General features: G+C 65.1%; 16 protein-coding genes. 3 read left to right on the forward strand and 13 right to left on the reverse strand.

Going from position 1 to position 26,178, the window contains the following annotated elements:
* Positions 1 to 4: 4 nt before the first annotated feature.
* Both AC07OA_RS15370 and AC07OA_RS15375 read right to left on the reverse strand, forming a co-directional pair.
* On the reverse strand, positions 5 to 481 hold the full coding sequence (locus AC07OA_RS15370; protein WP_494664691.1) for a nuclear transport factor 2 family protein: 477 nt from the start codon (positions 479 to 481) through the stop codon (positions 5 to 7).
* Positions 482 to 597: 116 nt separating this feature from the next.
* Complete coding sequence (locus AC07OA_RS15375) at positions 598 to 1,482, reverse strand: LysR family transcriptional regulator (RefSeq protein ID WP_494664692.1); 885 nt, start codon at positions 1,480 to 1,482, stop codon at positions 598 to 600.
* A gap of 832 nt (positions 1,483 to 2,314) precedes the next feature.
* On the opposite strand from AC07OA_RS15375, the gene AC07OA_RS15380 reads away from it, so the two are divergent.
* From AC07OA_RS15380 to AC07OA_RS15390, 3 genes are all read left to right on the forward strand, one after another.
* On the forward strand, positions 2,315 to 3,466 hold the full coding sequence (locus AC07OA_RS15380; protein WP_494664693.1) for a tyrosine-type recombinase/integrase: 1,152 nt from the start codon (positions 2,315 to 2,317) through the stop codon (positions 3,464 to 3,466).
* Between the two features lie 256 nt (positions 3,467 to 3,722).
* On the forward strand, positions 3,723 to 6,053 hold the full coding sequence (locus tag AC07OA_RS15385; RefSeq protein WP_494664694.1) for a hypothetical protein: 2,331 nt from the start codon (positions 3,723 to 3,725) through the stop codon (positions 6,051 to 6,053).
* Positions 6,050 to 12,406, forward strand: a complete 6,357-nt coding sequence (locus tag AC07OA_RS15390; RefSeq protein ID WP_494664695.1) for an AAA domain-containing protein — start codon at positions 6,050 to 6,052, stop codon at positions 12,404 to 12,406. Before AC07OA_RS15385 ends, AC07OA_RS15390 begins: the two co-directional genes overlap by 4 nt.
* Here the strand turns inward: AC07OA_RS15390 and AC07OA_RS15395 are convergent.
* The 11 genes from AC07OA_RS15395 to AC07OA_RS15445 form a co-directional block, all read right to left on the reverse strand.
* Complete coding sequence (locus AC07OA_RS15395; protein WP_494664696.1) at positions 12,403 to 13,110, reverse strand: hypothetical protein; 708 nt, start codon at positions 13,108 to 13,110, stop codon at positions 12,403 to 12,405. The genes AC07OA_RS15390 and AC07OA_RS15395 overlap by 4 nt on opposite strands.
* Entirely contained in the window at positions 13,107 to 16,451 is a 3,345-nt protein-coding gene (locus AC07OA_RS15400) for a hypothetical protein (RefSeq protein WP_494664697.1), read from the reverse strand. The genes AC07OA_RS15395 and AC07OA_RS15400 overlap by 4 nt, the downstream gene beginning before the upstream one ends.
* Entirely contained in the window at positions 16,444 to 17,334 is an 891-nt protein-coding gene (locus AC07OA_RS15405) for a hypothetical protein (RefSeq protein ID WP_494664698.1), read from the reverse strand. Before AC07OA_RS15405 ends, AC07OA_RS15400 begins: the two co-directional genes overlap by 8 nt.
* The gene (locus AC07OA_RS15410) at positions 17,331 to 19,817 is read right to left on the reverse strand and encodes a DEAD/DEAH box helicase (RefSeq protein WP_494664699.1); all 2,487 of its coding nucleotides are present in this window, start codon (positions 19,815 to 19,817) and stop codon (positions 17,331 to 17,333) included. The genes AC07OA_RS15405 and AC07OA_RS15410 overlap by 4 nt, the downstream gene beginning before the upstream one ends.
* A gap of 122 nt (positions 19,818 to 19,939) precedes the next feature.
* Positions 19,940 to 20,635, reverse strand: a complete 696-nt coding sequence (gene queC / locus AC07OA_RS15415; protein WP_494664700.1) for a 7-cyano-7-deazaguanine synthase QueC — start codon at positions 20,633 to 20,635, stop codon at positions 19,940 to 19,942.
* Entirely contained in the window at positions 20,635 to 21,003 is a 369-nt protein-coding gene (locus tag AC07OA_RS15420) for a 6-pyruvoyl trahydropterin synthase family protein (protein ID WP_494664701.1), read from the reverse strand. The genes queC and AC07OA_RS15420 overlap by 1 nt, the downstream gene beginning before the upstream one ends.
* Before the next feature lie 51 nt (positions 21,004 to 21,054).
* Positions 21,055 to 22,164: a DGQHR domain-containing protein DpdB gene (gene dbpB, locus AC07OA_RS15425; RefSeq protein ID WP_494664702.1), complete on the reverse strand. Its 1,110-nt coding sequence runs from the start codon at positions 22,162 to 22,164 to the stop codon at positions 21,055 to 21,057.
* Entirely contained in the window at positions 22,161 to 23,456 is a 1,296-nt protein-coding gene (gene dpdA / locus AC07OA_RS15430) for a tRNA-guanine transglycosylase DpdA (protein WP_494664703.1), read from the reverse strand. Before dpdA ends, dbpB (AC07OA_RS15425) begins: the two co-directional genes overlap by 4 nt.
* A complete protein-coding gene (gene dbpB, locus AC07OA_RS15435; protein ID WP_494664704.1) occupies positions 23,453 to 24,568 on the reverse strand; it encodes a DGQHR domain-containing protein DpdB in 1,116 nt (371 codons plus the stop codon). The genes dpdA and dbpB (AC07OA_RS15435) overlap by 4 nt, the downstream gene beginning before the upstream one ends.
* The gene (locus tag AC07OA_RS15440; protein WP_494664705.1) at positions 24,565 to 25,566 is read right to left on the reverse strand and encodes a hypothetical protein; all 1,002 of its coding nucleotides are present in this window, start codon (positions 25,564 to 25,566) and stop codon (positions 24,565 to 24,567) included. The genes dbpB (AC07OA_RS15435) and AC07OA_RS15440 overlap by 4 nt, the downstream gene beginning before the upstream one ends.
* Before the next feature lie 128 nt (positions 25,567 to 25,694).
* A complete protein-coding gene (locus AC07OA_RS15445; RefSeq protein WP_494664706.1) occupies positions 25,695 to 25,997 on the reverse strand; it encodes a hypothetical protein in 303 nt (100 codons plus the stop codon).
* Positions 25,998 to 26,178 lie beyond the last annotated feature (181 nt).

Raw genomic sequence — 26,178 nt, forward strand, 5'->3', positions numbered from 1 at the left:
ATCCCTAGACCCCGGCCAGAACGGCCGGGTCGCCGGTCCGCCAGACATTGTCGATGGTGACGCGCTGGATGACCCAGTCCTGGCCCTGGCGGGTCAGTTCGACGTCGTAGCGGTTCTTCATCAGGTAGTGGCGCGTGGGATCGCTGGACGGCACATGCTGGGCTTCCACCAGGGCGTCCAAGCGGGCGTGGTCGCCCTCGACGGTGACGCGCGGATTGCTGATGGAGTGGGTGGTGTCGATCGCGCCAAGCGAGGTCGCCAGGGCCGACACGATCGTGTCCCGGCCTTCCAGCACGGGATACTCGAAGCCCGCCTTGGCGGCGGCGGGGCGGAAGTCGGACACCGCGTCCGGCGCGAACGCCGAAGCCAACAGCTCTGTGTCGCGCAGGTCGATGCCGGCGGCGAAGCGGTAGAGGGCTTCAACCACGGCCAGCTTGTCGGCGGGGCTGGCGGGCGGCGGGGTTGTGGGGCTTGTCGACATGATGCGTCTCGATCGAACCGCCTTCAGGATGGAAGGCCCGGGGTTTTAGGCGCGGAGGCACCGGGCTCAGAAGACGATCGTTTCGCATACCAGCCATTCCTCATCGGAATGACGGGCTAGAGGCGCAGGCTCGGTACTCCGGCGAAGGTCGCCGCTAGGAAGTCCATGAACACCCGCACGCGCTTGGGCGTGTTGCGTCCGCTGGAATGGACCGCATGGATCGGGACCGCCTCGGGGGAGAAGTCCTGCAGCACGCGCACGAGCCTGCCGGCTTGGAGATCCGTCTGGAAGAGGGCGCTGGGGCCATGCAGGACCCCCAATCCGGCAAGCGCCGCGGCGCGCAAATCCTCCCCGTCATTGGAGCGGATCGGTCCGGACGGATTGATTGATACCGGGCCGTCCGAGGTTTGGAAATGCCAGGGCAGGGCGGCGCCATCGGTCTGGCCGACGATGAGGCGGTGACCTGCGAGCGCATCGAGATCGGCGGGCGCGCCATGGTCGGTCAAGTATTTCGGCGCTGCGACCGTGATCGTCCGTAAGCTGCCGATCCGGCGCGCCACCAGGGTCGAGGATTTCAGGGCGCCGACGCGCAGCGCCACGTCGATGCCGTCCTTGACGAAATCGACCACCCGTTCGGTGACCGAAAATTCCACGGTGACACCGGGATATTGCGCCAGGAACGCGGGCAGCTTCGGGATGATGTAGCGGCGGCCCAGGGCCGGTGGGGTGGCAACGCGGACCTGACCCGCCGGGCCATGGCCAGACCCGCGGACGCGGCCTTCAGTCTCCTCCAGGTCGGCGAGGAGCTTCACCGCCGACTGGTAGAGATCCAGGCCCGCCGCCGTTGGTCGAAGGCCCCGCGACGTGCGGTCGAGCAATTGCGTGGCCAGGTGGGTTTCCAGCGCGGTGATCTGCTTGCTGACCGCAGGCTGGCGAAGGCCAAGCTCGTGGGCCGCCCGCGTGAAGCTGCTCAGTTCGAGAACGCGAACGAACAGCTGCAAGGTCGAGAAACGATCGATGGCGGGGGACTCCGAGGCGGCATGTCCATCTGAACTTCGACCGTCCATCGTGCAAGTCGTTGAGCCGGGGCGGATCCCGCGGAGGCCGTTAAAGGGGCGATCTGGCCCGATCGGGCGGCGACCTGAATGTCGGGTTTCTGGAAGCATTCCAATGGCCGCTATTGGCGCTAGGCGGCTCCAGCCTGGGTCGTATAAATTCAGTTCCCCTGGCTTGAAACGATGTGTGCGATCGGTCTGTTTTCGGCACATGGAGGCTCGCAAAGCCGACACATCGCGCAGGCCAGCCCGCCAATGTTGAGCGGGTGGTCAGGATAGCCGTTCATCGTGGACGTTCCGATACGCGCGCTGCGCGGCCTCCTTGCATGCAATGCCAAGGGCGACGATCGACGCTCGTAATCGCGACCAGTTGGTCGAGTAGAGCGTCTTCGAATTGGTCCATGGCCGTCCGTCGGCGTCCATCTAAAGCCAAGTGGAAATCGTATAAAGGAACGTATAAAGAGATTGTCGATTATCAGATAAATATTTGATATTTTTCTACTATTGATAATTTTTCAAATTGACTCCGTCTCCGCCATCACCCCATCCATCCTAATCCATCGGCGTCCACGCGGGGCCGCTAAATTCCTTGTTCTACAAGGGAAAATCGCGAACTCGTGTTTGGACGCGTCCGGCCAGATCCAGCATAGTCGGCGTCAGGTGAGTGGGTAGGAGTGTGGGTAGTGGCCCGGCTTCTTGAACGTCTGAACGCCCTTCAGGTCCGTCGACTCGATGCGCCGGGGCTCCAGCCGATGGCGGCGGTCTGTACCTCCAGATCATGGGGGACGGCGGGCGCTCGTGGATTTTTCGCTACAGGGTCCCGGGGCGGCAGCGGCAAATGGGCCTGGGGCCAGCCCATACCGTTTCGCTCGCCCAGGCGCGCGCTGCGGCCAGGGACGCACGCCAGCTTCGCCTTCAGGGCCTCGATCAAATCGAGGAGCGCCGCAAGGCCGAGGCCGACCAGAAGCTCGAACTGGGCAGGGGCGTCACCTTCGACGACGCAGTGGACGCCTATATCGAGGCCAATAAGGCCGCCTGGCGCAACGAAAAGCACGTCAAGCAGTGGAAGAGCACGCTGACGACCTACGCCACGCCCAGCATGGGAAAGCTGCCGGTCGGCGAGGTGGAAACGCGCCACGTCCTGGCCGTGCTCGAGCCCATTTGGACGGCCAAGACCGAGACGGCCAGCCGTGTGCGCGGCCGCATCGAGAACGTGCTCGACTGGGCCACGGTCTATGGCCACCGGTCCGGCGACAACCCTGCCCGCTGGAAAGGGCATCTGGACAAGATCCTGCCGGCCAAGGCCAAGGTGCAGAAGGTGCAGCACCATGCGGCCTTGCCGTTCCCGGAGCTTCCGCAGTTCATGACGCGACTGGCCAGGGTCGACGGCGTGGCCGCGCGAGCGCTGGAATTTGCGATCCTGACGGTGGCGCGCACCAGCGAGATCCTCCAAGCCGATTGGAGCGAGTTCGACCTGGTCAAGAAGGTCTGGATCGTACCGGCCGAACGCATGAAAGCCGACAGAGAGCATCGGATCCCCTTGAGCGCCCCGGCCATCGCTATCCTGGAAGACATGCGCGTGCGCTGGCTCGACGCTCAGGCCAGGCGGTGGCAGGGCAAGGTCGCGCCCGGCGCGCCGAGCCTCCCGAACGGGCCGGTGTTCTTTGGCCTGCGTGCGGGCAAGGGCTTGAGCAACATGAGCCTGCTCAAAGTCCTCAAGGCGCTAAAGCGCGCCGACCTGACGACTCATGGCTTTCGCAGCACCTTCAGTGACTGGGCCGCGGAGATCACCAACTATCCGAGCGAAATGGTCGAGATGGCCTTGGCGCACAAGGTCGCCAACAAGGTCGAGGCCGCCTATCGGCGCGGCGATCAGTTCGCCAAGCGCCACGCCCTCATGGCCGATTGGGCGAAGGCCTGCGCGGTCTAAGGCTGATCCGTCTCGTCCACGGACAGTTATGGTTGGCGGAATTTCTCCGGGCGCCAGGCCCGGCTTCATGTCGACGTAGAACGCCGTGACGTCAGACGGTGGCCCGCTTCCAGCGCTTGGGTGGAATTGAACTTCATTGGGAAAATATGCCGTCGCTCGCCCTCCGGGGCAAGGATGAGGCTCGCGGGGGCGGGCGCGACCGCATGGGCCGCCTTGCACAAGCGGCGCTGTGCGGTCCTGATGGCGCTGTAACAACTTGCAGGTGCGCGATTCGCGCCGGGCGTCGGGTATGGCGAGAACTTTCAGCGGATCGACGATCAAGTCCTGGTTCCAGTACCGCTGCGAGCGCAAGACCCGGTACGAGTTGTTCACTGACGCCGAACTGGACGCCGTGCCGGTCGTGAAGATCGTCAAGGAAAACACCTGGGCGGTGCTGGGCAACGAGTTCGAAGCGCGCGTCGTCGGCAAGCTCGATCGCACCGATGGCGTGCTCCTGCCGTCCTCGCCCAAGCGCCCGTTGGACGAGCGCCTGACCGCCTCCTTTCTGCAAGGCCAGCAGACCAAGCCCTATGCCGCTCAAGCCAATCTGACGCCGCGCTCTCAGCCCAGGTTCCTGGAGGGCACGGATCTGGCGTTGAAGCGCAATTTGCCCGACCTGATCCGCCTGGCCGCGCCGGCGGGACACGCCGAGCGCGTCTTCACCGTCATCGACGTCAAGGCCACGCGACGCGCCACCCCGTTTCACAAGACGCAGGTGGCCTTCTACGTGCGGGTTCTGGAGGAATTGCTGCGAGAAATGGGCCTGTCGACTCAGGCCCGGCTCGATGACCATGGGGAAATTTGGCGCATCCCCGATCATGGCGTCGCCACCGGCGAAGATCACCAGATCGAGCGCTTTGCCTTGGCGCCCTACCTTCGCATGGTCGACGATTTTTGCCGCAACATCCTGCCCGGCATCGCCAAGAAGAAGGTGCTGCCCACCTTCGATGAGACCTTCTTTCACCTCTATTTCAAATGCGAGCAGTGCGAGTTCATCGATCACTGCGCGCGCAGCATCGATCCGCAATTGCCGCCGGAAAAACGGGACGTTTCGGCTGTCGCAGGCCTGACTCATGAAGCCAAACGCTCCTTGCTTCGACTGGACGTGCGTTCGGTCGCCGATCTTTCCAAGGCCGCGGGATTGGCCAAACAGCCGGGAATTGGCTGGTCTTTGGGACGCCGGGCCGAGACCCTGAAGGCGCGCGCCCAAGCCCTGACGACCAATCAGATCGTGCGCACTATCGATGAACACACGTTCCTGATGCCGCCGCGGGCCGATGTCGTTCTGCTGCTGTCGGTCGATCACGACCCGGTCGACGACCGCATCGCCGCCATAGGCTATCGACGGGTCGAGGCCGGCAAGGTCGTCAGTCAGAAGATCGAAATTCCCAAGAGCGGCGAGGCCGAGGATGAGGCCTCGGCGATGATCACCGTCTTGGCCGCTCTGATCGACGACCTGACCGCGATTGATCAGGCCAACGCCAATGCGCCGGCCGGGCAGGGGGTCTTCGCCCATATTTTCTTCTATGAGCCGACCGAAGCCACGGCGCTGCAGAACGCCCTTGGCCGCCACCTGGACAATGATCAGATCCGAGGCGGTTTGCTGCACCTGGTGCGCTTGTTTCCGCCCGATGAGGTTGTGCCTGAGCCTGAGTTCAAGGGCGTTCACCACCTGCCGGCCACCGCCGTCCGCAGTGTCGTGGAACAGCTCTACGCTCTGCCCGTCATGGTCGCCTATGACCTGCGGCAGGTCAGCAAGGCGCTCGAGGCCGCCGGCGGTGGTCCGGCCTATCAACCCGCGCCAGGTTTCCAGCGACAGTTTTCGTCGTTGTTGTCGATCGACGTGATCCGGCCGCTGCGCGAGCACAAGCTCGACGCCAAGCCGGTCAGCGCCATAGCGGCCGACGTCGCCGCGCGGCTGGACGCGCTGCAAGGCGTCATCGCTTGGCTCTACGCACAAAATCAGGCCTCCACGGCCAAGGGCGCGCCGTTGCTGCGGCTGGCCAAGAAGCCGTTCCGCTTTCACGCCAGCTTCGATCCGCTCAACGCCATCGATCTCGATATCCTGGTGGCGTGCGAGCTCTTGGAAAATCGCGCTGGCCTGCTGGAGGCATTGGTGGCTCTGGCTCAGCCGGTCGATCGCCGACGTGACGCCGGACGGTGCATGGCGGGCCTGACGCTGATCAACCATGCGATCTACGGCCGCTCGGCGATCCTGACCTTCAGCGTGCCCGAGGCGAGCCGCGCCAGTGATTTAGGCCCTGGTTCCTTCAACCTCATCCTGACCGATGACGATCCCGATTTGCGTCTCAACCTTGGAAATTGGCGCTCGGTCAGCTGCTCGATCATGACGCCGTCGGCCGACTATCAGGACCGGCCCGATCGTGTCTCCGTGCGCATGGACCCGGCGATCTACAGGGCTCCGGAATTTGACGCCCTGCTGCGCCGCACCGCCTCGAACGGATGGTGCATCGATCAGGCCTTCGGCGACGTCAACAGCGTGCGCGCCGCGCAATTCCTGACCAATCTCGCGAGCGCCCAACCATGAGCGGCCCCGGTCAACTCGTCAGATTTCTGCGCGATCCCAAGGACTTCGCTTCGGGCGCGGCCGATCCGGAGGTTTGGCGCGCGGCGCTGGAGACGTTCGTCGCCCCGCAGTTGCAAGCCAAGAAGGACTACCCCTTGCGGCCGGCTCAGGTCGCGGCCTGGGAGGGCTTGGCCACCACGCGAGCCGGCCTCGTCCTCGGGCCGCCGGGCACGGGCAAGACCCATCTGCTGGCCTGGCTCGTGGTCGGCTATATCCAGGCGCGCGCGGCCGCGGGCCTGTCGACGCGGGTCTTTGTCAGCGCCTTCACTCGCAACGCGATCGGCAACCTGCTGGACGCCGTGGCCAAGCGCGCCGCCGATCACGCCCCGGGCCTCTTTGACGTGCGCTATATTGGCACCGGCCCCCCGGCGGGGTTGTCGTCGCTGGTCGAACATCGTGAGCGCCTGGGCGCCGCCGAGGCCGACGCGGCCTTGGCCGATCTGCAGGCTCCTCATGTCGTGGTTGGCGGATCGATCTGGTCGCTGGCGCGCCTGACCGCTCGCAAAGCGGCGGGAGGCGACGGCTTCACGGCCGATCTCTTCGACCTGGTCTGCATCGACGAAGCCTCGCAGATGGTGGTCAGCCACGGGTTGATGGCACTCGCGGGACTGAAGGCGAGCGGCCGGGTGGTCGTCGCCGGCGATGACCAGCAACTGCCGCCGATCCGTTCGGCCCGCGATATTCGCGTCGACACCCGCGACCTGGGCGGCTCGCTCTACACGTTCCTGAAGTCCGGGCAGGTGCCCGAATTTGCCCTGGATGAAACCTTCAGGCTGAACGCGCCCCTGTCGGAGTTTCCCGAACGGGTCTTCTACAAGGATAACTATCGCTCGGTGGACGAGGTGGCGCAGGCGCGTCTGGCCTTGGTTGATACCTGGCGTGAAGGGCTCGAGCCTTGGGAAGTCGATCTGCTCGATCCCGAGTGGCCGGTCGCCGTCCTGCTTCATGACGGTCCGCCCGCGGCCAGCCAGAACGAGTTCGAAGCCGGCCTGGCGGCAAGACTGGCCGAGCGGCTCGCCGAGCGGATGACCGACGCCAAGGTCGGGAGCGGCTTGGCGCCGGGGTTCTGGAAAGAGGGCTTGGCGATCGTCAGCCCGCACCGCGCGCAGAACAACGCCATTCGCTCGGTCCTGCCAGCCGCCCTGGCCAAGGACGCCTTCGTGGAGACCGTCGATCGAATCCAGGGCAAGGAGCGCGACGCGGTCATCATGTCCTATTGCGTGGCCGACGCGGAGTTCGCGGTCGCCGAGGCTGCTTTCATCTTCGCGCCCGAGCGGCTGAACGTGGCCGTGACGCGCGCCAAGACCAAGTTGATCATCCTGATCAGCCGACGACTGCTCGACGCCGCGCCGGGCGATCAGGAGGCCATGGACAAGGCCGAGCTTCTTCGTGAGTTCGTCTTCAGCGCCAAGCCTCGACGAGTCTGCAATCTTCCCAATGGCGCGGGCGGTCAGGTCGCCGCGCAAATCCTGCTTCGTGGCTTTGACGCCGCGCCACTCTTTGACGACAGCCCACAGGCAGCGCCCCAGCCAGCCGCGGCGGATGAAGACCTCACTCAGGATCAAGAGCGGCTGCTGGCGGCGGTGCGTGTTTGCGTCACCCAGTCCGCCAACGGCGCGGCCAAGATCAAGGACCTGCAGGCCAAGCTGGCGACCCAACGTGATCTCTTGCCCGACCTTGCTCGGCTTCACGCCTTGGGCTGGATCAACCTCACCGAATCCACCCGCTATGGCAGCTTCTGGCAGGCCCGCATCGTTGATCCGCGCCGTCAGGTTTTCGCCGTCGACCTGGAGACGGTTCGGACAAGGCTCGAAGGCGTCATCAGCCAGACCCGATCGGGGCGTGCGCCGCCGTTTTACGACAAGGTGCGCCAGCGCTTTGCCTGGATGAACGGCAAGGGCGTGGACGTGCTCAAGCCGACCTTGGAGATCCTCAAGGCCGAGGGACTGATCGTCTTTGGGACCGCCAACAATTCCCTGACGGTCGATTGGGTGCAAGTCGCGGTCGCCGACGAGCGCGAGCCGCCGCCCCAGGCGGCCGATCTGTCGGATCAGGATTTCGTCGTCCTCAACGCCCTTGAGACCCTCGAGGCCGCGACGATCAATTTCGGGGTCTACGAAGCTTGGACATCGATCGCGACCCTGGCCGATCAAGCCGGTCTGGACCGCGAAGCTGTCGCCGGCGTCGTCGGCCGCCTGGCCGCGCAAGGCTGGTTGATGCTTGCCGATGAAGGCCGTGTTCGCAGTCGTATGGCCGAGATGGCGCGCGAACTGCGCTATGTGAAGCAGCGCTTCAAACACGACGACGCTGATACGCGGCCCTATCTCGCGCGCAGCCTGAAGATCGAGTTGCGAGATCGCGACAAGCCCGAACGCCGCGACGCCATCGCCGATACCGTCGAGCGTGCGGCGGAAGGTTTGCCTCAAGCGCACCAACGCGCGCTCGGCGCTTTGCGCGACATGCTTCAAAAGCGTTGGGGCGACAAGGCGGCAGTCGCGGGCTTTCAGGCTCGCAGCCTGATCGCCATCAGCCAGGCGTGGGCCGGCCGAGGCAAGAACGCCTACGTCATCGCCGCCGATACCGGGTCGGGCAAGACCGAGGCGGCGATCTTCCCCCTGATCGCCGGGGCAGCCGCCGACCGCTTGAACGGGATCCGCGGCGTGAGGGCCATTTTGGCCTATCCGCGCATCCGTCTGGCCACCAATCAGGCTCAGCGTCTGGCTGGCTATCTGGCCGATTTCGCTCGCGAGCCGGGCATGCCGACCGTGACGGTGGGGCTGCAGGTCGGCGCAGTGCCCCAAAGCTTTGGTCAGTTGCAGAAGTGGGATGAAGACGCCGGCTGGCGACGGGTGAGCGATCGCGCCTACACCTTCCCCTTCTTTGCCTGCCCGGCGTGTGAGCAGGAACTCTTGCTCAACGATGGCCAGGGCGCCGACGGGGCCGACCAGCTTGCCTGCACCCAATGTGCTTGGACGTTTGCAGGATGGGTGGGGTCAAAGCAGGGGCTGCGCGACAACCCGCCGGCGATGTTCCTGCCCACGACGGACTCGCTGCACCAGTGGATGCACCACGTCGACTACGGACGACTGTTTGGGGACGATGACGGGTTTGCGCCGCCACGCGCTGTGCTCGCCGATGAGATCCACCTCTATTCCCACGTGCATGGCGCTCAGGTCGGGTATGCGTTGCGTCGTCTTGTGGCGCGCGCCGCCGTCAACGATGGCGCTGCGCTTCCCCTCTTGGCGATTGGCATGAGCGCCACCCTGGGCGACCCGGCAAAAGCCTGGGAGCGTCTGGTGGGTCATCCGGCCCAACTGATCACGCCGCTCGCGGGCGAGAAGACGATCAATCCGCGCGGCCGCGAATACTTCTACTTCGTCCAGCCCGAGGTGGAGTCTCGCGGCAAGGATATCGCGGGCGCCTCCACGACCATTCAGAGCCTGATGTGCCTGGCCCACGGCATGCGACGGCGTACAGGCTCGCAAGGCGGCTTCCGCAGCCTGGTGTTCCTGGACTCGATCGACAAGGTTCGCCGCCTGCACGCCGCTTATGCCGACGCCGAGACCTACAAGAAGCTCGCGGCGCTGCGGACCCGGGATTATCCCGATGATCCCCTGACTGGTCAGGCGCGCCAGGGCTGCTGCGGGCAGCCCCATGGCTGCGACGCCTTCCAGGAGGGCGAGTGCTGGTGGTTCGCCGCGCAAGACAGCGCTCAGACTGGCGCTTCAGGTCGCCGTCGTCCGGGTACGGCCCTTACGGTCGCCGAACAACCGGTGTTCTCGGGCACGTCCGGCCGTGTCGAAGACATGATCAAGCGCTCGGACATCATTTTCGCGACCTCGTCCCTGGAGGTCGGATACGACGATCCGGACATCAACCTCGTCTATCAGCACTATGCGCCGCGGGATCTGGCCAGCTTCATTCAGCGCAAGGGGCGAGGTGGACGCGGGGTTGATGATCGGCCGATCACCGGCGTGACCCTGTCGCTCTATTCGAGCCGCGACACCTGGTGGTTCCGCAAGCCCCACGAGATGATCTCTCCAGCGGGGTTCGACAGTCCTCTCAATCCGGACAACTTCTTCGTGCGCCGCGGGCAGTTGCTTTCGGCGGTGCTCGATGCGTTCGCGCGTCGTGGTCGGCGTGGCGCGAGCGTCAATCTTGAAGCGCCGGATCAGGATGCCTGGAACCAGGCCCAAGTCTTTGTCGAGATGCTGTTTGGGTCTCGCGCATGGGAGGCGTTCGACCAAGCCGGCTTGCCAGACTTGTGGACCAAGGCCTTGAAGGCGCGCGCCAAGAACGAGGTGCTGACCACGACGCCGAGGGCGCGGGAAGTCCTGAATTGGATCCCCGGGACCTTGTTTGAAAGCATCAATCTTCCCCACCTGACCGTCAGGTCCGAAGAGGCCAAGGACGCCGACGAAGACATCTCCCTGGCCTTGGCTACCACGGCGCCGGGCAACGCCACACGCCGCTACGATGGCATCAATGTCTATTGGCGTCCGCCGGTCGATGGCCGCGGGCCCTGGTTGGCTCCGGAGGACTACCAACAGGGGCGCAGGCATCCCGTGGGCGAGGGCGCTCAGGCCTGGCTGGAGCAGTTGCCGGACGAGGCGCGGCCTTTGTTGGCCGACCTGCACGACACCTATTTCCGTCCCGCCCAACTGACCCTCGAGGTCCTAGGGCGCATGCATGGCGCGGGCTGGCAATCGGACTGGGAGGCGGGGTCTGGTACAAGCGCGACGGTCGCCAGGGTCGGCGATCCGGCGGACCTGACCCGGCAGATCAGGCATGACAGCCGAGGGTTCTTGCGAGGCTTTCCGGTCATCAAGCCGGTGGAGGAGCTTGCCCGCCCCTTGCCCGTCGCAGGTCTAGAGCCCTGGTTGTCGCGCGTCGACCTTTTCCGGGGCGATGGGGTTGGCGGCAAGACAACCGGTCTTGGCATGGCCCGGGTCTTTTGGGGTGCTGATGCGGAGGCGCCGCTCAACGGCCCGCCGGCCAGTACGGAGACCTTTACCCAGATCTTCACCGCGCCCGGTGATGACCGACCGCTCCTGCATGGTTTTCACGTCCAGACCGAAGGCGTGCGCTTCGTGCTCGATAGCGAGCGGCTGGCCAGCTTCGTCGATCGCGAGGCGGCGCGTCTCGAAACTTCGGACGCCGAACGGGCGTGGCATGAGGGGCAACTCTTCCGATACGTGCTGGAGTCCGGCGCCATCGCGGCGGGAGTCAACGGCTTTGAAGCACGCCGCGCCGCCGAACTGCTGGCCACGGCCATTGCTGACGCAACGCTGCGCGGTCGGCTGAAGCAAATCCTTCGGTTCTGGGACAAGGCCAAGGTGGCTAGCCTCTTTGAAGACACGCGCGCGGCCTATCTTTCTCACCATCCGATGCTGAGCTTAACGCGCGTGTCTCGCGTGGCGGAGATCTTCGGCGGTTCGGCGATGAAGTCTGTTCTACAGGCGGGGTTGGACAGCCTGTTGAACCCGCAAAGCCTGCGATGCTATTTGTGGACGGCGGTGGTTCATGCGCTCGGCGTGCGTCTGAAAGAATCTTTTGTTCAGACTGCAAGCGGCGATGAGCGTCAGGTGGTCATGCACGCGCGTCTGCCGTTGCAGTTTGAAGGGATCGAGGAAGCGGTGATCACTATCTGTGAAGCCGGCTCCTACGGCGACGGAACCACGCGCGCCTATGTTCAGCGGTTTGCTCTGTCCAAAGAGCACTGGCGCGACGGCTTCATCACCGACTGTCCCAACGCGTTGGAAGATGCGGCCCTGGCGCGCTTGTTCGAAGCAAGCGATCAGCATGACGCCTGGCGGGCTCTGGATCCCGACAATCCCTCGACATTGCGCACCTTGATCGAAGCGCTCGACTTGCCAGCGGGCGTCCCGGCGCCGCCAGCGGTCCTTCGCGTTCTCTATGGACGTGAGCAGATCGGCGTCGAGCGCTTCGACCTCTATGACTTGGCGATCGAGTTGCGCGCCGCCGAGGCGACGTTGCAGGCCAAGCTCAAACGCGAACCATCGGCGTGGGAACTGATCAGCGCGTGCGTAGAGCAGGCCAAGGTCGGCGCCAGCGCCGTGGCCGCGCGCTTGCTCGCCGCCTACGGCCATGTCGAAGACGCCGCGCTCGACGACAGCCTCAGCCCGGAAAACCGGCTTGCCGACCAACTCTTCAGGCTGCACGGCCGGCTCTGCGTCGACGGGTGTTTGGCGTGCGTGCATCAGCCCAGCGACTTGATGTCCGAGGGTCTGGCGCAGGCCTCGACGAGCCGGGGCCTGTTGCGTCGCTTCGTTTGCGACGCCGACCCGACCTAATTGGCGGCGCGCACGGCGAAGACGTCCAGCGCGCCGCACTGTTTGAGCCAGGCCAGGACCGAGGGCTTCAAGTGACGCGCCGTGGCCTGGTTGGCCACCATCGCGCGCAAGAAGGCGGTCACGTCCGGATCGTCGTCGCCGACATGGGCCAACTCCTCGCGCAACGCCGTCGCGAGCGGGCGCAAACGCTCCACCGCGATCTTCAGGTCACCGAGCGAGGGGCGGTTTTCAAGAAGGCCGCGCGCCTCCTGTCCGACCTTGATGAGCCGACGGCCCAGGTCCTCAGTGGCCTCGATCCGCTCGAGCAATTCACCCATGCCGCGCAGGGGATCGAATTCGACATGGACTTGGTCGCGCCAAGCGTTGCGCACGGCGTTCTCGAGATCGGCGAGCGATGAGCCAAAGCCATCATAGGCGCTCTCGGCATCCTGAATGCCTTCGGAGTCGCTAGCCTCCTGGAGCGCCTTGCCAATCCGCCGGGCCTTGCCGGACGCCTTGGTCAGCGCCTCGCGCGTCGCCGCCTCCTTGGCGCGCCCGAGAGTTTTCAGCACCGCGACGGACGCCGAGAACCGATCGGCCTGCCCGGTGGCCGAGCGCAAGGTCGTGAGCGCGCGCTTGGCCGTGTCGTCGAGGCGCACGGTCTCCACCGCGCTGCGAAGCTTTGGCACGACCGCGTTCAGTTCGGCGAGTAGGTCCTGGGTCATGACTTCTCCGAAAGCAGCGCTTCGGCCTCCAGGGCCGCCGCTTCGAGACGCTGGCCGGCCGATTGCAATCCGCTCAGATCAACGCCCCCCTCGGCCTTGTCGATGTGCTCGCGCGCGACGGTCAGCAAGCCCGTCAGGACGGCATCGCCTTTGGGCGAAAGGAGTTCGCGCACATCGCGAAGTCGAGCTGCAGGTGCGGCGGCAAGCCATGTGATGAGCGCTGCCCCAGCCGGAATTTCGTCGGGATCGGACAGAACGCCCACCAACTCCTCGACCTCGCCGACGGCGGCCGCATCGGCGAAGAAGGTCGCAAGTTCCGCGTAGCCCTGCTTCCAATCTCGCAAAACCGAGGCCGGCACATTGGGTACAATCCTGGTCACTTCGTTCACGGCCTCGTCGATCTCGCGAGCCCGATGCGCCAACCCGTCGCCATGGCGTTTGTCGTCGAGATCTTCGGCGCGCCCTTTCAGCAGCTTAAGCTCCTCGCGTGCGGCTGTCGGAGCCCGCGCGGAAAGCCTTTCAAAGACATCCAGGATGTCGTCGATCGTCGAGATGGAGAATTTCGCCGGACGTAAAGCAAGTTTCGAGAATTGCTGGCGCTGAATGAGCGCTGCCGTCAGCGCCGCGGCGATCGGTGCGGCGTCGAGGAAATCGCTGGACTCGGTCCCGGCCTGGGGTGTGTCGAGCATCGCCAGGAGATGTTCGCGAAATTGGCGATGCCATGGGTCGGTGGCGGTCAGGCAGGCTTGCCAGTCGGCGTGCCGCGCCTTGGCGTCGGCCGCGCCCACACGCTCTTCGTTGAGGAGGTCGCGAAATTGGTCGTGCAGCGCGGTCGTGGGCTGAGCGGCGTTGCGCAGCCAGGCACGCACGGCCAGGATTTGGCCCAGGCCGGCTGCGACGCTCCAGCGCTCCCCTGAGGCGGTCTTGGGCAGTCTGGCGTTGGCGTGTGCACGCACCCTTCCTTCCAAGGCGCGAATGAGACGGGCCAAGCAGCGACGGTAGTAGTCGAGGGTCGCGTCGTCGGCGTCGTCGCTCAGCTTAAGTTCGGCATAGGCTTCTAGACCGTCGAACAAGACGTCGTCCTTGGGGACGAAGAAGTGTCTTCCCCCACGGTCTGCGCCGGTGCCTTCGACCTTGATGAGTTCGGGCGTGAACAGGCGCGTGAACGTCCAGCGATCGATTCCGAGCCGCTTGGGGCGCAAGGACTTGACCAGACCACCGACGGTCTCGTTCCAGAGGCTGGGCTCGGCGATGGGCGAGCCTGTCCTCACCTTGGCGATCTGGTCGCGCAGGCGTGCAAGACCCGCATCGGTTACCGTGCGAGCCTTGGCGGTGATCGTGGCGGTACGCGCCCGTCCGGCCGCAGGCGTGGGCGTAACGCGGCCTTGCTCGGGTGGCGCGGCCGGTGCGGGGGATGGCGAGAAGATGATCTGAGCGGGTTCAAGATCCGCGACCGTGGGCGCAAGGGTGGGCGCTTGCGCCTCGGCTGAGGCGGGCGCGACCGGATCGGTCGGGGAGGGCAAGCGCTCCGGCGCGCGGAGGCCGGCTTGAGTCGTCTCGTCGCCCAACCATGGTAGGCCAAACGCTTCGATGACGCCCTTGTTGACGTCGGCGAAGTAATAGTCGCCGCCTTGAAGGCTCGTTACGGGGCGGGTCTTGTCGCCCCAGATGGCCAAGGTCCTTCTCAGACGATCGGCAGTTGCCCCGTCGCTGACCTGATTGGCCACCAGGCTCTTCAAAGCTCCCGGGAGCACGAAGCTTTCCGGCTCCAGCGCCAGGACTTCTATTTCTTGAGACGGGTATTGCTGCTGCTCGAGAGGGCCGGGGAACAGCAAAGTCGGCGCCAGCACATGCTGGAGCAGACCCCGCGGCGTGCGGTGGGTCTGACCGTCGTCGTCGAGCTTAAGCGCGAAGAAGAGCGCGTCGATGGCGTTGGCGGTGAAGGGGTAGAGACCCATGCTGTCGACCGCGCCGAAGGCGCGATGGCATCCAGCGGTGAGCTCGCAACGGTCGCAACGGTTGGGAAGCGGCTCGTCCCGGTCACGCTGATAGCGGTCGCGCCAGGCGTCCAGTGAGTCCAGGCCGGCCCGGGCCGCGTTCAGATACCGCGCGACAAACGCGCGCCGGTCTTCTGAATCGCGCATGCTCGCGACGTCCTGAAGCCCGCCATCATCGTCGCCAAGTCGAACCTCGTGCGTTGCGCGCTGGCGGAAGTTGCCTTGGAGATCGCGATAATACTTGGGTGTCACACCGACGACAGAGAGGATCGGGCACAGGTCGTCGCGGGTTTCCGCGTCGGTGATCAGGGCCTCGATCAGCCGATCGTCCAACCCCTCCCAGGAGGTGATGTCTTCCAAAAGCAGGACAAGACGGGCGCCCGTGGACTTCAGACCCGCGCGCACCCCTTCGAAGAGCTTTTGCAGGTCGGACGCGGAAATCCCGATCACGCTTTGAACCGCGTCGTTGCGGCGGCGATTGAGGGCCGCGCAAACCTTCAGACTAACCTTCAGGTCCGCCGGCGCCTGGTCGCCCATATCCGCCCAGGCCACGCCATCCCGGCTGAGCAGATCGATGGTCTCGGCTTCCTGACGCAAGCGATTGGCCAGCTTCTGGGACGCCACGGAATCTTCGACGCGAATGCATTGGCGCGCGAGATCACGAACATCGCGCAGGTCAAAGCTGGCGGACTCCGAATTTCGGTCGCCTGCCTTGCCGTTCATGATGTCGAGAAGACGCCGTGGCCCAGACCACCGCGTTCGAACATTGCTGTTGTAGAGCAGGATCCCAAGATCGACCTGCTCGCACCACTCCGCGTCTTCTGGGGCTTTGCCGTCGTAGTAACGGCGCTGCATGCGGTTGGCCAAACCGTTGTGGAAGTCGGCCGCCCGTCCATCCGCCGAAATCGATTGCCGTTGCCCCAATCCTTCGAACAGGCCGGAGAACTCCTCGGGCAATTCCTTTTTCAGTTGGGTCAGAGCGCCATCGAGGCTGCCGTCAGCCCGCTGAAGGAGCAGCACTACATCGGTGTTTTCCGGCTCTTCCTTGGTGCGCTTGTGGGGCCAATTGACCTCCAGCCAGCGGATCAGGTGTGATTTACCAGAACCAGGCTCGCCCTGAACTATGCAGAAGACGTGGTTACGGGCGGGGTCGCTCAAGGCGGCGAGCAGTGCGTGCTCGGTGCTGTCGACAATGTCGGTGGCGCGCATGCCCGAGCGATTGAAGCCACGCACAGGCGTGTGGGTCGCCAAGAACAGCGCGTCCCGGCCGGCCAGAGCCTCGGTTTTCAAGATGGCGTCAGCAGCGCTGGCGTCCCAGCAAGCCTTGCGGGGAAGCTCAAGCATCTGGCTCTCCGGCACGAATGACCACCGCGCCGATCGATTGGACACGATGGCGCGGGTCGCGCGAAAGAAGTGTCAGGCCTGTATCATCGCCCAGGCCCTTGAGTTCGATCTTTCCTTCATCGTGAAGGTCGCGCAGCGCCACGCTCAGAACGCGCGACAGCCGCGGCGGCGGCGTAAAGCCCATGCGCGCGGCGGTGGCGGTCCAGATCCGGCCGCCGTCCAGATAGGGCATGGCCTGTGCGATCGTGGCGACGACGTCGGAACTGGGGACCTCGACGTCCTTGGGCAACTGGGAGGCATTGAGCACTCGCCACAGACGCTCGGCGATGTACGGATAGAGCTCCCGGCGACCCAGATCGTTCGTCAGGTCGAGCGCCTGCAGCCATCGACGCCAGTGCGGCGGCTTGACCTCATTGAAACGCCGCTCGTCGCTTTCACCGCCACGGGGGGGGAGGGCCGCGTTGATCTGGTCGGCCAGCGCCTTGTTGCCGAGCGCCGAGAGCGCGCCGAACGCACTGTCCTGCTCCACCTTCAGGACCGCCCATGCAAAGCCCTCGAGGATCAGGGCGTTGGCTTCTTCGCCCGGCAAGCGCGAAAGGTAGGCGTGCACGACGTCCATAAAGTTGTCGTAGTCGGCCATCGGCGGGACGTTGAGCACATAGCGGTCGCGTCCGTCGATCAGGCCAAGACCTTGGGCGGCGGTAATAGACTGCTCTACAGCCGTGACCTGCGACTGCGCCGTGGTGCCGCTTGCATTGGAAAACCGCGGATTGAGCCAGCCGGCGATTTCGTCGCGTGTCAGGCCATCGGGGAATTGCGCCAAAAGGCTGGTCAGCGCCCAGACCCGGTCTGGTGTGCCTTGTGTGGCCGCGAGCAAAGTCATGCGCTCACCGTCCTTGCAATTTGCTGGGCCAGACCCGCCCGAGGCAGGGCGGCCTCGGCGTAAGCCAGGAGGAAGTGCTGAGACAGTTGGCGCTGCTCGAGCCGTTCGTGAGGATCGGCCACGACGTAGATCACCCTCGACTCTCCGTCCGCCAAGAACCCGCGAGCCAGGGCCATGCATTCGGCGATGGGCGGACCTTGCCGCGTGTGTATCATCGCGGTCGTCAGGCCGGGCAGTCGCCAACCCTGGTCCAGACAGTCTTCCAACGTCAGAACCAAGCCCAGTTCGGCGCCGTGGGCTAGTGCCGACTTCGCCGCCCTTTGAGCGAGATGCTCAGGCACGAGAAACTGTTCAACGCCGGCCTCGAGCAAGCGATGGACCAGGCGGTCGAACTCGTCGTTCAGGGCGAGGTGGTCGGGCGCGACGAGGATCTGGCGACCATTTTTTCCGTCATCCTCCCAAGGATCCCAGTACCGATCGACGCCCTCGGGACGAGCCGTGGTCGGTGGCGCGATGTTGCGGGCTCGACAATGGGGGCAGCGCCCGCAGGGTGGCGCCTGAACCACGTCAGGCTCGATCTGCAAGAACACGCCCGTGAGCAGGCAGGTGTCAGCGCCGCCGAGCATCAGGGTGCGAAATCCGTTGTACTCGGCGATTGACGCACGTTGCTCCTGATCACGCGACCAGAAGATCCGCGTCATGGCGGTGTCAGCGTCGGCGCCGTTCTCGAGCAGCTCCAGTTGATGCAGCTCGACTTCACACCGCACGGGCGTTTCGCCCTCATCGGTCAGCAAGGTCACGGTCAGCGCGCCGGCCCTTTGCATGAGATTGAGCAACGACAGGTTCCATCGTCGATTGGGCGCACCAGTCGGCCCGCGCAGGTCATGGTGAGCCGCGTCCAAATCCAGCGCCATGCGGCGTGCGCCGGTCTGCGTCCAGGACAGACTGGCGGCGTCACGAAGCGCGCGCCACCGCGCGACGCCCAACTTGCGCGTCAGCCATGAACTGGAGGAGAAGCGAAAGGCGTCGCGCTCGTCCGCCCGGCGGCCTATGGCGCGTGTGGTCCAGAGGCAGACGCCCAGACCCTGGTGACCATCGCGTGACGCGCGTCCGACCTCCTGATACCAGCGGGCGGCGTTCTCGGGCAGGCAGGCGTGGACAACCGCGCGGACGTCAGCCTTGTCGACGCCCAGGCCGAACGCGGATGTCGCGACGATCAGATCAAATTCGTCGTCCGCCCAGCCTTGGACGATTTCCCGGCGCACCTGACCATCGGAGATCTCGCCTGTGAACAACGACAGGCGCTCATAGCCCCGTGATTTGAGCGTGGCGTGAAGCGAGGTGGCCGCCTCCACCCGGGTGGTGTAGAGGATGGCGGGCCGAGGCAGCCGGTCGACAAGGTGCAGCAGGGCCTCATCCCTCAAGGCGGTGTCGTCGAACGCCCTGGTCAGAAGGTCGATCTCGTAGCGCGGCGTGCTGGCGTGAATCTCAAGCCAAGGACCGGCGCCATATTCCCGTCTCAGCTCCAGGCGCGAGGACGGATTGAGCGTAGCCGACAGCAGGACCACGCGCAGGGCGGGATGGGCCTGGCGCAACTGCCGGACCAGCGCGGGAAGTCGCTGGAAATCCGGACGGAAGGTGCGTCCCCATTGCTCGACGAGGTGGGCCTCATCGACGAAGATAGCCATAAGGCGCGCGGCGAGACCAAACTTCTCGTCCGCCGGTTTGGCCGCGTCGATGAGCGCGGCCTTGACCTCTCCGTTGAGAGCCGCTTCCGGCGACAGAAACAGAACCGGCACCTTGCCCTGACGAAAGTCGTCGAGGATCGTTTGCCGGGCGACGCCTCGCGTTGCGCCGGTGAGGGCGCAAGACTGCTCCAGCCCGGGCATCTTGCGCAGAGTTCTCTGATGGTCCTCGGCGAGCGCCACCGTTGGGGTGATCACCACCACGCAGGCGCCCGGCTCCTTCTCGCGCCAAAAACGCGGGCCGATCTGGAAGAGCAGGCTTTTCCCCGAGCCGGTCGGCATCGAAACCATCAACGCCGAGGCGTCGGGCATGGTCAGAAGGGCGCGCACGGCGGCTTTCTGGGTGGCGCTCTGATAGGCGTTATGGGCGGAAAGGCGCAGAAGGACGGCGTCGGCGACGACGGGCGCGAACAGGCGACGATTTCCGGTGTCCAAGGGCAAGGAGCGGGAAAGCCCGGTGACGAGATCGGTCTCGATCTCAAGCAACCGCACCCACGATCCCGAGCCCGTCCTAGCCATCCCAAACCGGGCGAGATTGGCCTCTTCCTGCGAGGTCAGGCGCACGCCTTCAGCATCCAGATCAAGACGGTCTTCCGAAAGGCGGGCAAGTTCTCGGATGAGCGCCAGACGGTCGCCAAACGACTGCGCGGCGCCCAGAGCGCGGCGGGTCCGGCCCTTAAACTCGTCGAGCCAAGTCGCGTCGCTTTGAGAAGAGTCCTCGGAAGAGGGGGCGCTCACACGGCCTTCCCCAATTGAATCATCTGACTATGCACGTTTCACCCCCTGCCCAGCTTTGCGCGGTTGGCGTGTGTCCGCAAGCCCGCCGACCTTAAAACGGGAGATGCGTCAGAACCGGACGCCTAGCCTTCGCGCCAAGCCTTGAAGCCGGCGGCCCGCAGATCGCAGGCCGGGCAGGTTCCGCAGCCATAGCCCCAGGGGTGGCGGTGCTCGCGGTCGCCCAGATAGCAGGTGTGGGTGTGCTCGATGACGAGATCCACGAGCATCTCGCCACCAAGGTCGTTGGCCAACTGCCAAGTCTGGGTCTTGTCGATCCACATCAGGGGCGTGTCGATGACGAAGCGGCTTTCGGTGCCCAGGTTCAAGGTCACCTGCAGCGACTTCATTGTGTCGTCGCGGCAGTCGGGATAGCCCGAGAAGTCGGTCTCGCAGACGCCGGTGATCAGGTGCTTGAGACCCCGGCGATAGGCGACGGCGGCCGCATAGGTCAGGAACAGAAGGTTGCGGCCTGGGACGAAGGTGTTGGGCAGGCCCGTCTTGCTGAAAGCGATCTCGCGGTCGCTGGTCAGGGCCGTGTCGCTGATCGCCGCCAGGGAGGGCAGGGCCAGCATGTGGTCGGGGCCCAGGCGCTCTGACCATTGCGGAAACTTGGCGCTCAACTCGGCGCGGAAGGCCTCGCGGACGTCAAGCTCGACCCTGTGGCGCTGGCCGTAGTCAAACCCGATGGTCTCCACGTGCTCGTGGCGTTGCAGCGCCCAGGCAAGGCAGGTGGCCGAGTCCTGGCCGCCGGAAAAGACAACGAGCGCCCCGCCCGACATCAGGCGTCCGGCCCGAAATAGGTGACGCGATCGGACGTGCTGTCGCGCAGCACGGCCACGCTATGGAGGCTGGTCACCTGGTCCTCGAGCTTGCGCCAGATGTAGGCACACAGGTTCTCCATCGTGCCGGGGCCAAGATCGTTGATCTCGTCCAGGAAGCGGTGGTCCAGCGCGTCGCGCGCCTCCTCCAGCTTCAGCTCCAGCAGGCTGGTGTCGATGATCATGCCCGACACCGGGTCAGGGCGACCGCGCAAGGTCACCTGTGCCCGATAGGAGTGGCCGTGGATGCGACGGCTACCCTCGGCATTGATTGCCCGCTCCAGCGTGTGGGCGGCGTCGAAGCGAAACTCTTTGGTCAGTTCGTACATGGCGCAGTGGGCTCTAACGGGCGCGCGAGTTGAGACTCGCACTCAAGAAGATCATGAGTCGGTCGTTTCCAGGAGCGCGCCTTGATCGGCCTCAGCCACGGCGCTCGCGCGGCGCTTGATGTCGGCCCGGGCGATCGAGGTCAGGTAGTGCGTCAGAGCCAGGATGTCGCGGTTGACGTTCTGGATCAGGTTCCAGCGGCGAACGTCGCCGTCGCCGAAATCCCAGGACCCCGCCGACCAGGCGGTCTTGCCTTGCAGGCATTTGAGGCCGGCGGCGAACTCCGTCCAGGAGCGGGCGCCGTCGGCGGCCAGAAGCTCCATGACATAGCCCATCGCCTGGATCCCTGCGCTGTGCACCAGGCGCGAGGTCTTGGGGGTATGGGCGATCCAGTCGTCCTTGAACTCGTGAGCCACGGCTCGGAAGAATTCGCTCGCCAGGATCATGCATTTGCGCTGGCCGTTGTCCTCTTGGATCAGATCTCGCATGACGCCGTCGCTCAGCGAGGCCATCAGGGCGCGCTGCACTGCGGTGTCGATGATCATGCCAGCGGGGTTGGTGTGCTGGCGGATCATCCCCCTCAGTGAAGAGATGTCGGAGTAATTCAGGCGCGCGGTGAGGGAGGCTGCGGCCGAGCGCACCTCCATGCGGTTGGGCAGGCCCTTCACCGTCGGCAACAGCTCATAGATCAGCGACTTGGGCAGGGGCCGGGTGTTGTTGATCAGCACAAACTGGCGGCGCAGCTCGGCCTCGTCGCGGCACACCATCGCCGCGACGAACACCTGGAAATCCTCGCGCTGGGTGGCGGTCAGAGCCGATAGGCGTTGTTGGCCGTCAACGACCAGGCCGGGCGGGCCATCGGTCATATCGATGGTGATCTTGACGACGCCCTCGCCCAAGTCCTCGACCTTCACACGGTCGGTGAAGGCCACGACCACCGCGTTGGGAAGGATCGAGTCGGGCTTGGCTAGATAGTCCTGGATCTCGCGGATGTGGCCGGCGATCTGGGGGCGCTGGAAACCCGACAGGTCACCCTGCGAGTCTCGCGACACCCGCTCGATCTGAGCGAACTTCAGGATGTCGCTGGCGCTCGCCGCGAAGGTCAGCACCTCGTGCTCGGGGCTTTGGTTGGCCTTTACGGCGGTGAAGGTAAGCTTGGTCATTCTGCGTCGCCCGCAAGGCTCGTAAGATCGTCGATCAGGGTCTTGTAGATGGCGAGGTTATGGATGCCCCGCCGCTTGTTGCGATTGCTCGCCCGAAACAGCATCACCTCGATGCCGGCCTGGCTGCAGATGGGGCAGCCACAGGCCTTCCAGGGGCGCTTGGTCAGAGTCTCTCGATACGCCGATTCCAGCCGCTTCATGACGGTGGTGTGACGCACGGCCTCGTAAGATTGGTCCGTGGCGATGATGGCGTTGTACTTGAGCACCGGCTCCAGGACGCTTTCGACATCGCGCTCGCCCTTGTCGAACGCGCGCAGCGCCGCCAGCGCCTCGACTTCGAGCTTGGAGAGATCCTCGGCCTTGAACGTTCCCTGTTTGATAAGCCGCGTCAGGCGCGGGTTCTCGATCGCTTGGGGGACCCGGATGGCGGTGTAGTATCGCAGCGCGCCGTGGCCATCGTCCTCGCGCAGGAAGTAGTTCTGCTTGGCGTCCTTGAAGGCGCGGATCAGCGGCGAAGTCGTGTCGAAGCTGGTGATGTCGTAGGCACCAAACGAGTCGATCTCGTTGGCCTTGGCAAAGCCCAGGATATGGATGCGCGTGATGGCCGGGATCGCATCGCGAATGGCGGCCAGACAGGTTTTGATCTGGTCCGACTTCAGCGGCACCATCCCTCCGATGGCGAGGTAGGTGTAACCCATCGCCACCAGCGAGCGGGCGGCCTCGGCCATGCTGTTGGGCGACCACCCTTGGACGACGCCCAGGGGCGTGAAGTTCTTCATCCCGCGCGTTTCGCGCCAGAAGGCGTCGGCGTTTTCCAGGGTGATGTCGTAGCGCCGCTTGGCCTCGGGCGAACCGCCGGCGAAGCCGACCAGGGTCTCGTCGTAGTCGAAGATGATATGGTCGACCGAGCAGCCGTGGGTGAACCCGCAATCGTCATAAAACTCGGCGGTGTCGCCTGGCGTATAGGGCGGCACGTCGTGGGCGACATAGGTAAAGGCCCCGCAGTCGCCAAACAGCGCCAGGTCGGCGAACTGCGGCTTGTCCAGCCGCATGAACTCGCGCACGCCGATCCGCCGAAAGCGCATGGCCTGGCTTTCGGTGTACTTGCCCTTGATCCTGTGGTCGCCGACGATCCCGCGCGACACCAGCACGCCGTCATAGGGCGCATAGCCCATGATCTCGTGGGGGTAGGCGTCGTCCCAGTAGGGCTTGCGATTGGGCGTGTTGCGATCATTGATGAAATCGTAGCCGGGGTCGACGAAGTCGAGGCTGTCGGCGAAAATGAACTTCATCGGCTGGCCCTGGAGAGTTCTCGGTCGAGGCGCAGCAGATAGTCCGTGAGCCCTTTGATGTGCTTGCTAGTGCTTTGCGGATCGTCCCACGACCACCCCAGTTCCTCCCACACCCCGCTGGTCCAGCGGCAGTGGGGCACCAGGCGCGAGAGCGATGCGGCGACGTCGGCGCGTGGATCGAGGGACGCATCGGCGCGGGTCCATACAGGATCCATCAACGCGCCCATGACGCGCACGCCGACCGAGTGGGTGAGACGACTTTCCTGGGCAGGGCGGCCCCAGGCCTCGGGGAAGGCGGCCTTGACCGCGCCCCAGTAGATGTTCAGCGCCTGCAGCATGCTGGGCAGATCGGCGCCATCAGCGGTGCGATAGGATCCCAGGGCGCCGCCAGGACGCAGGTTGAACTGCAGAGCGTTCATCAGCGGCGTGTCGGTGATGACGGGGCCGACCACGCCGGCCTCGGACTCGCGCTTGATCATCTTGTGGAAGGGCGAGGCCGGATCCTGGTTCAGGGCATTGCACAGCACGCTGGGAATGAGGCGCGGAGCAAGATCGCGAGGCAGGTCGACACTGACTTCGGGCAGCAGTTCGTCGATCAGACGCGAGGGCAGGGGCTTGGCCTTGTTGACCAGGATGAACTGCTCGCGCTGCACCTCAAGGTCGGACGAGACGAACGCGACGATCGGCACCAGGAGGTCTGATTGATTGGCCTTCGACAACGCCAGCGACCGCTGTTGGCCATCGACGATCCAGGCCGCGCGCTGACCCTCGGGGCGCAGCGGGATGGACAGCACCCCGCTCTGGACCGCGTCCGTGCCGCCTTGCGGCGCGGGACCGCGCGAAAGCTTGAAGGCGACCTCCTTGGAGAGCGCCAGGATGATGGCGTTGGGGAAGAGAACCTCGCCCTTCTTCAGGAACTCGGCGATCTCGGAGACGTGGCTCTTGATCTCTTTGCGCTGAAAGCCGCGCAGCAGCGTCTCGTCGCGGTGCAAGCGCGAGATGTCGGCGATCTTCATCACCTCGTCGCCACGGACGAAGAAGGCGAAGACGTCCAGGCTTGCCGCCTGGCGGGTGCGCAACGCGCGCACCGAGAGCATGGGCGCGCGGGTCAAATCAGTGCTCCCGGGCGCTCGCCGGCCACGGCCTGGAACAGCAGCTTGAACCGGCCCTGCTCGCAGGCCACGCCCAGCTCGTCGCGCAAGTGGCGCAGCATCGCGCCCGATCGCCCTTGGACCAGCGCCCAGTCCCGCAGGATCAAGGCGCGGATCTGCGCGTCGTCTAGTCGTTCGCGGCTGGGCTTTTCTCGCGCCTCGAGACCCTCTAGCGCGGCCAACACCGCTGTTCGATGGTCAGCGGCGTCGTCGAGAGCCACCCCGATTTTGTCGACGAAGTGCCTGAGCGCGCGTTGGGCGAAGTCGCTTTGGGTGCCGGCGTAGGCGCCGCCATCGAAGCGATCGAGTCGGTCGTCATACGGCATCCAGGCCGCGCCGAACGTCTTGGCCAGATCGCCGCCGGGCGCTTCCTTCGAAAACAGTCGCAGCCGCGAAAGCCGTTCGGCCGGCCAGCGCGACCAGGCGTCGGCCACCATGTCCAGGTACGGACGCGACAGAGCCGCCAGGATCAGGCCCTGACCCTCGAGCGCCGGCGCGGGCTCCAGGGCGCTTTCCACCTGGGCCCACCAGGCGCGCGCCTGATCGCCGGTCTTTCGCAGGATCGAGTCCGGGGCGTTGGGCGCGACGGTCAGGTCATAGCTCGGCGCGCAGCTCTCGGCGCTGATCAGACCCAGCCCGGCGGATACGATATAGAGGCGACCCTCGGCGGACTTCGTGGCTTGCGTCGCCTCACTGAAGGCGCGGCCCAGATAGAGCGAACCGGCTATCCAGGGCCGGCTGGCCGCCAACAGCCGTTCACGCCATGCCGCCCCGACCACTTCGGACGGACCCGACGCCAGGTCGCGGGCGCTGAGCTGCGGATCGGGCGCGTGCCGCTTGCGGTTCGTGCAGGTCGTGACGATGATGGGGTGTGCAGTTATTGGCTTGGCCTCTGAAGTTCGATGCTGCAGTTTCCTACTGCAGTCATATCCAAATCGTTGAGCAGTTTTCCGGGGCATCGGCCGTTCTGTCCCTGGAATTTTGATCCGAGTCTGCGGCGCGAGCCAGCGGAGGTTATGACGCGCGAGAACCGGGGGCAGGGCGGTTCAGCCGCGCGAAAAGTTCGGCTCATTGATCACCATTGCGATCAACCGGCCTGCAGGTCATCGATCATCTCCAGCATCTCGCGCAGTTTCTCGCGGGCGCCGGCCAGCTTGCGGGCGGTGATCAGGTCGTGACGGCCGGCCAGGAAGAGGACGGTCTCCAGGACCTCTTCGGAGTGGCGCAGCAGCTCGACCAGGTTCTCGCCGCTGGGGCCGTTGTTGGCGGCGAACCAGTTGCGTACGGCCCTTGGATTGGCGCGGGTCAGACGCACCACCACCTTCACCGCCGCGGAGCTCTGGCCGTACTCGCGCCGCAGCGCCTGAGCGATCGCCTCGACGAAATCCATGCGGTGCGGGTCGGGGCTTTGCGGAAAAGTTTTTCCCAAATCTGACCGAAGTTTTCGGTCCTTCTGCGAACGCGACATTCCCACCATCCCCGACCTAGGGTCGTAACCGGAGCCAAGGTGCTCCGGCTCGGTGACGTTTGGCGGGGGGACTGAAGACAGATGGAAAGTGTAACCTGCGACG

Source organism: Caulobacter sp. GW821-FHT09B08, from assembly GCF_059418225.1.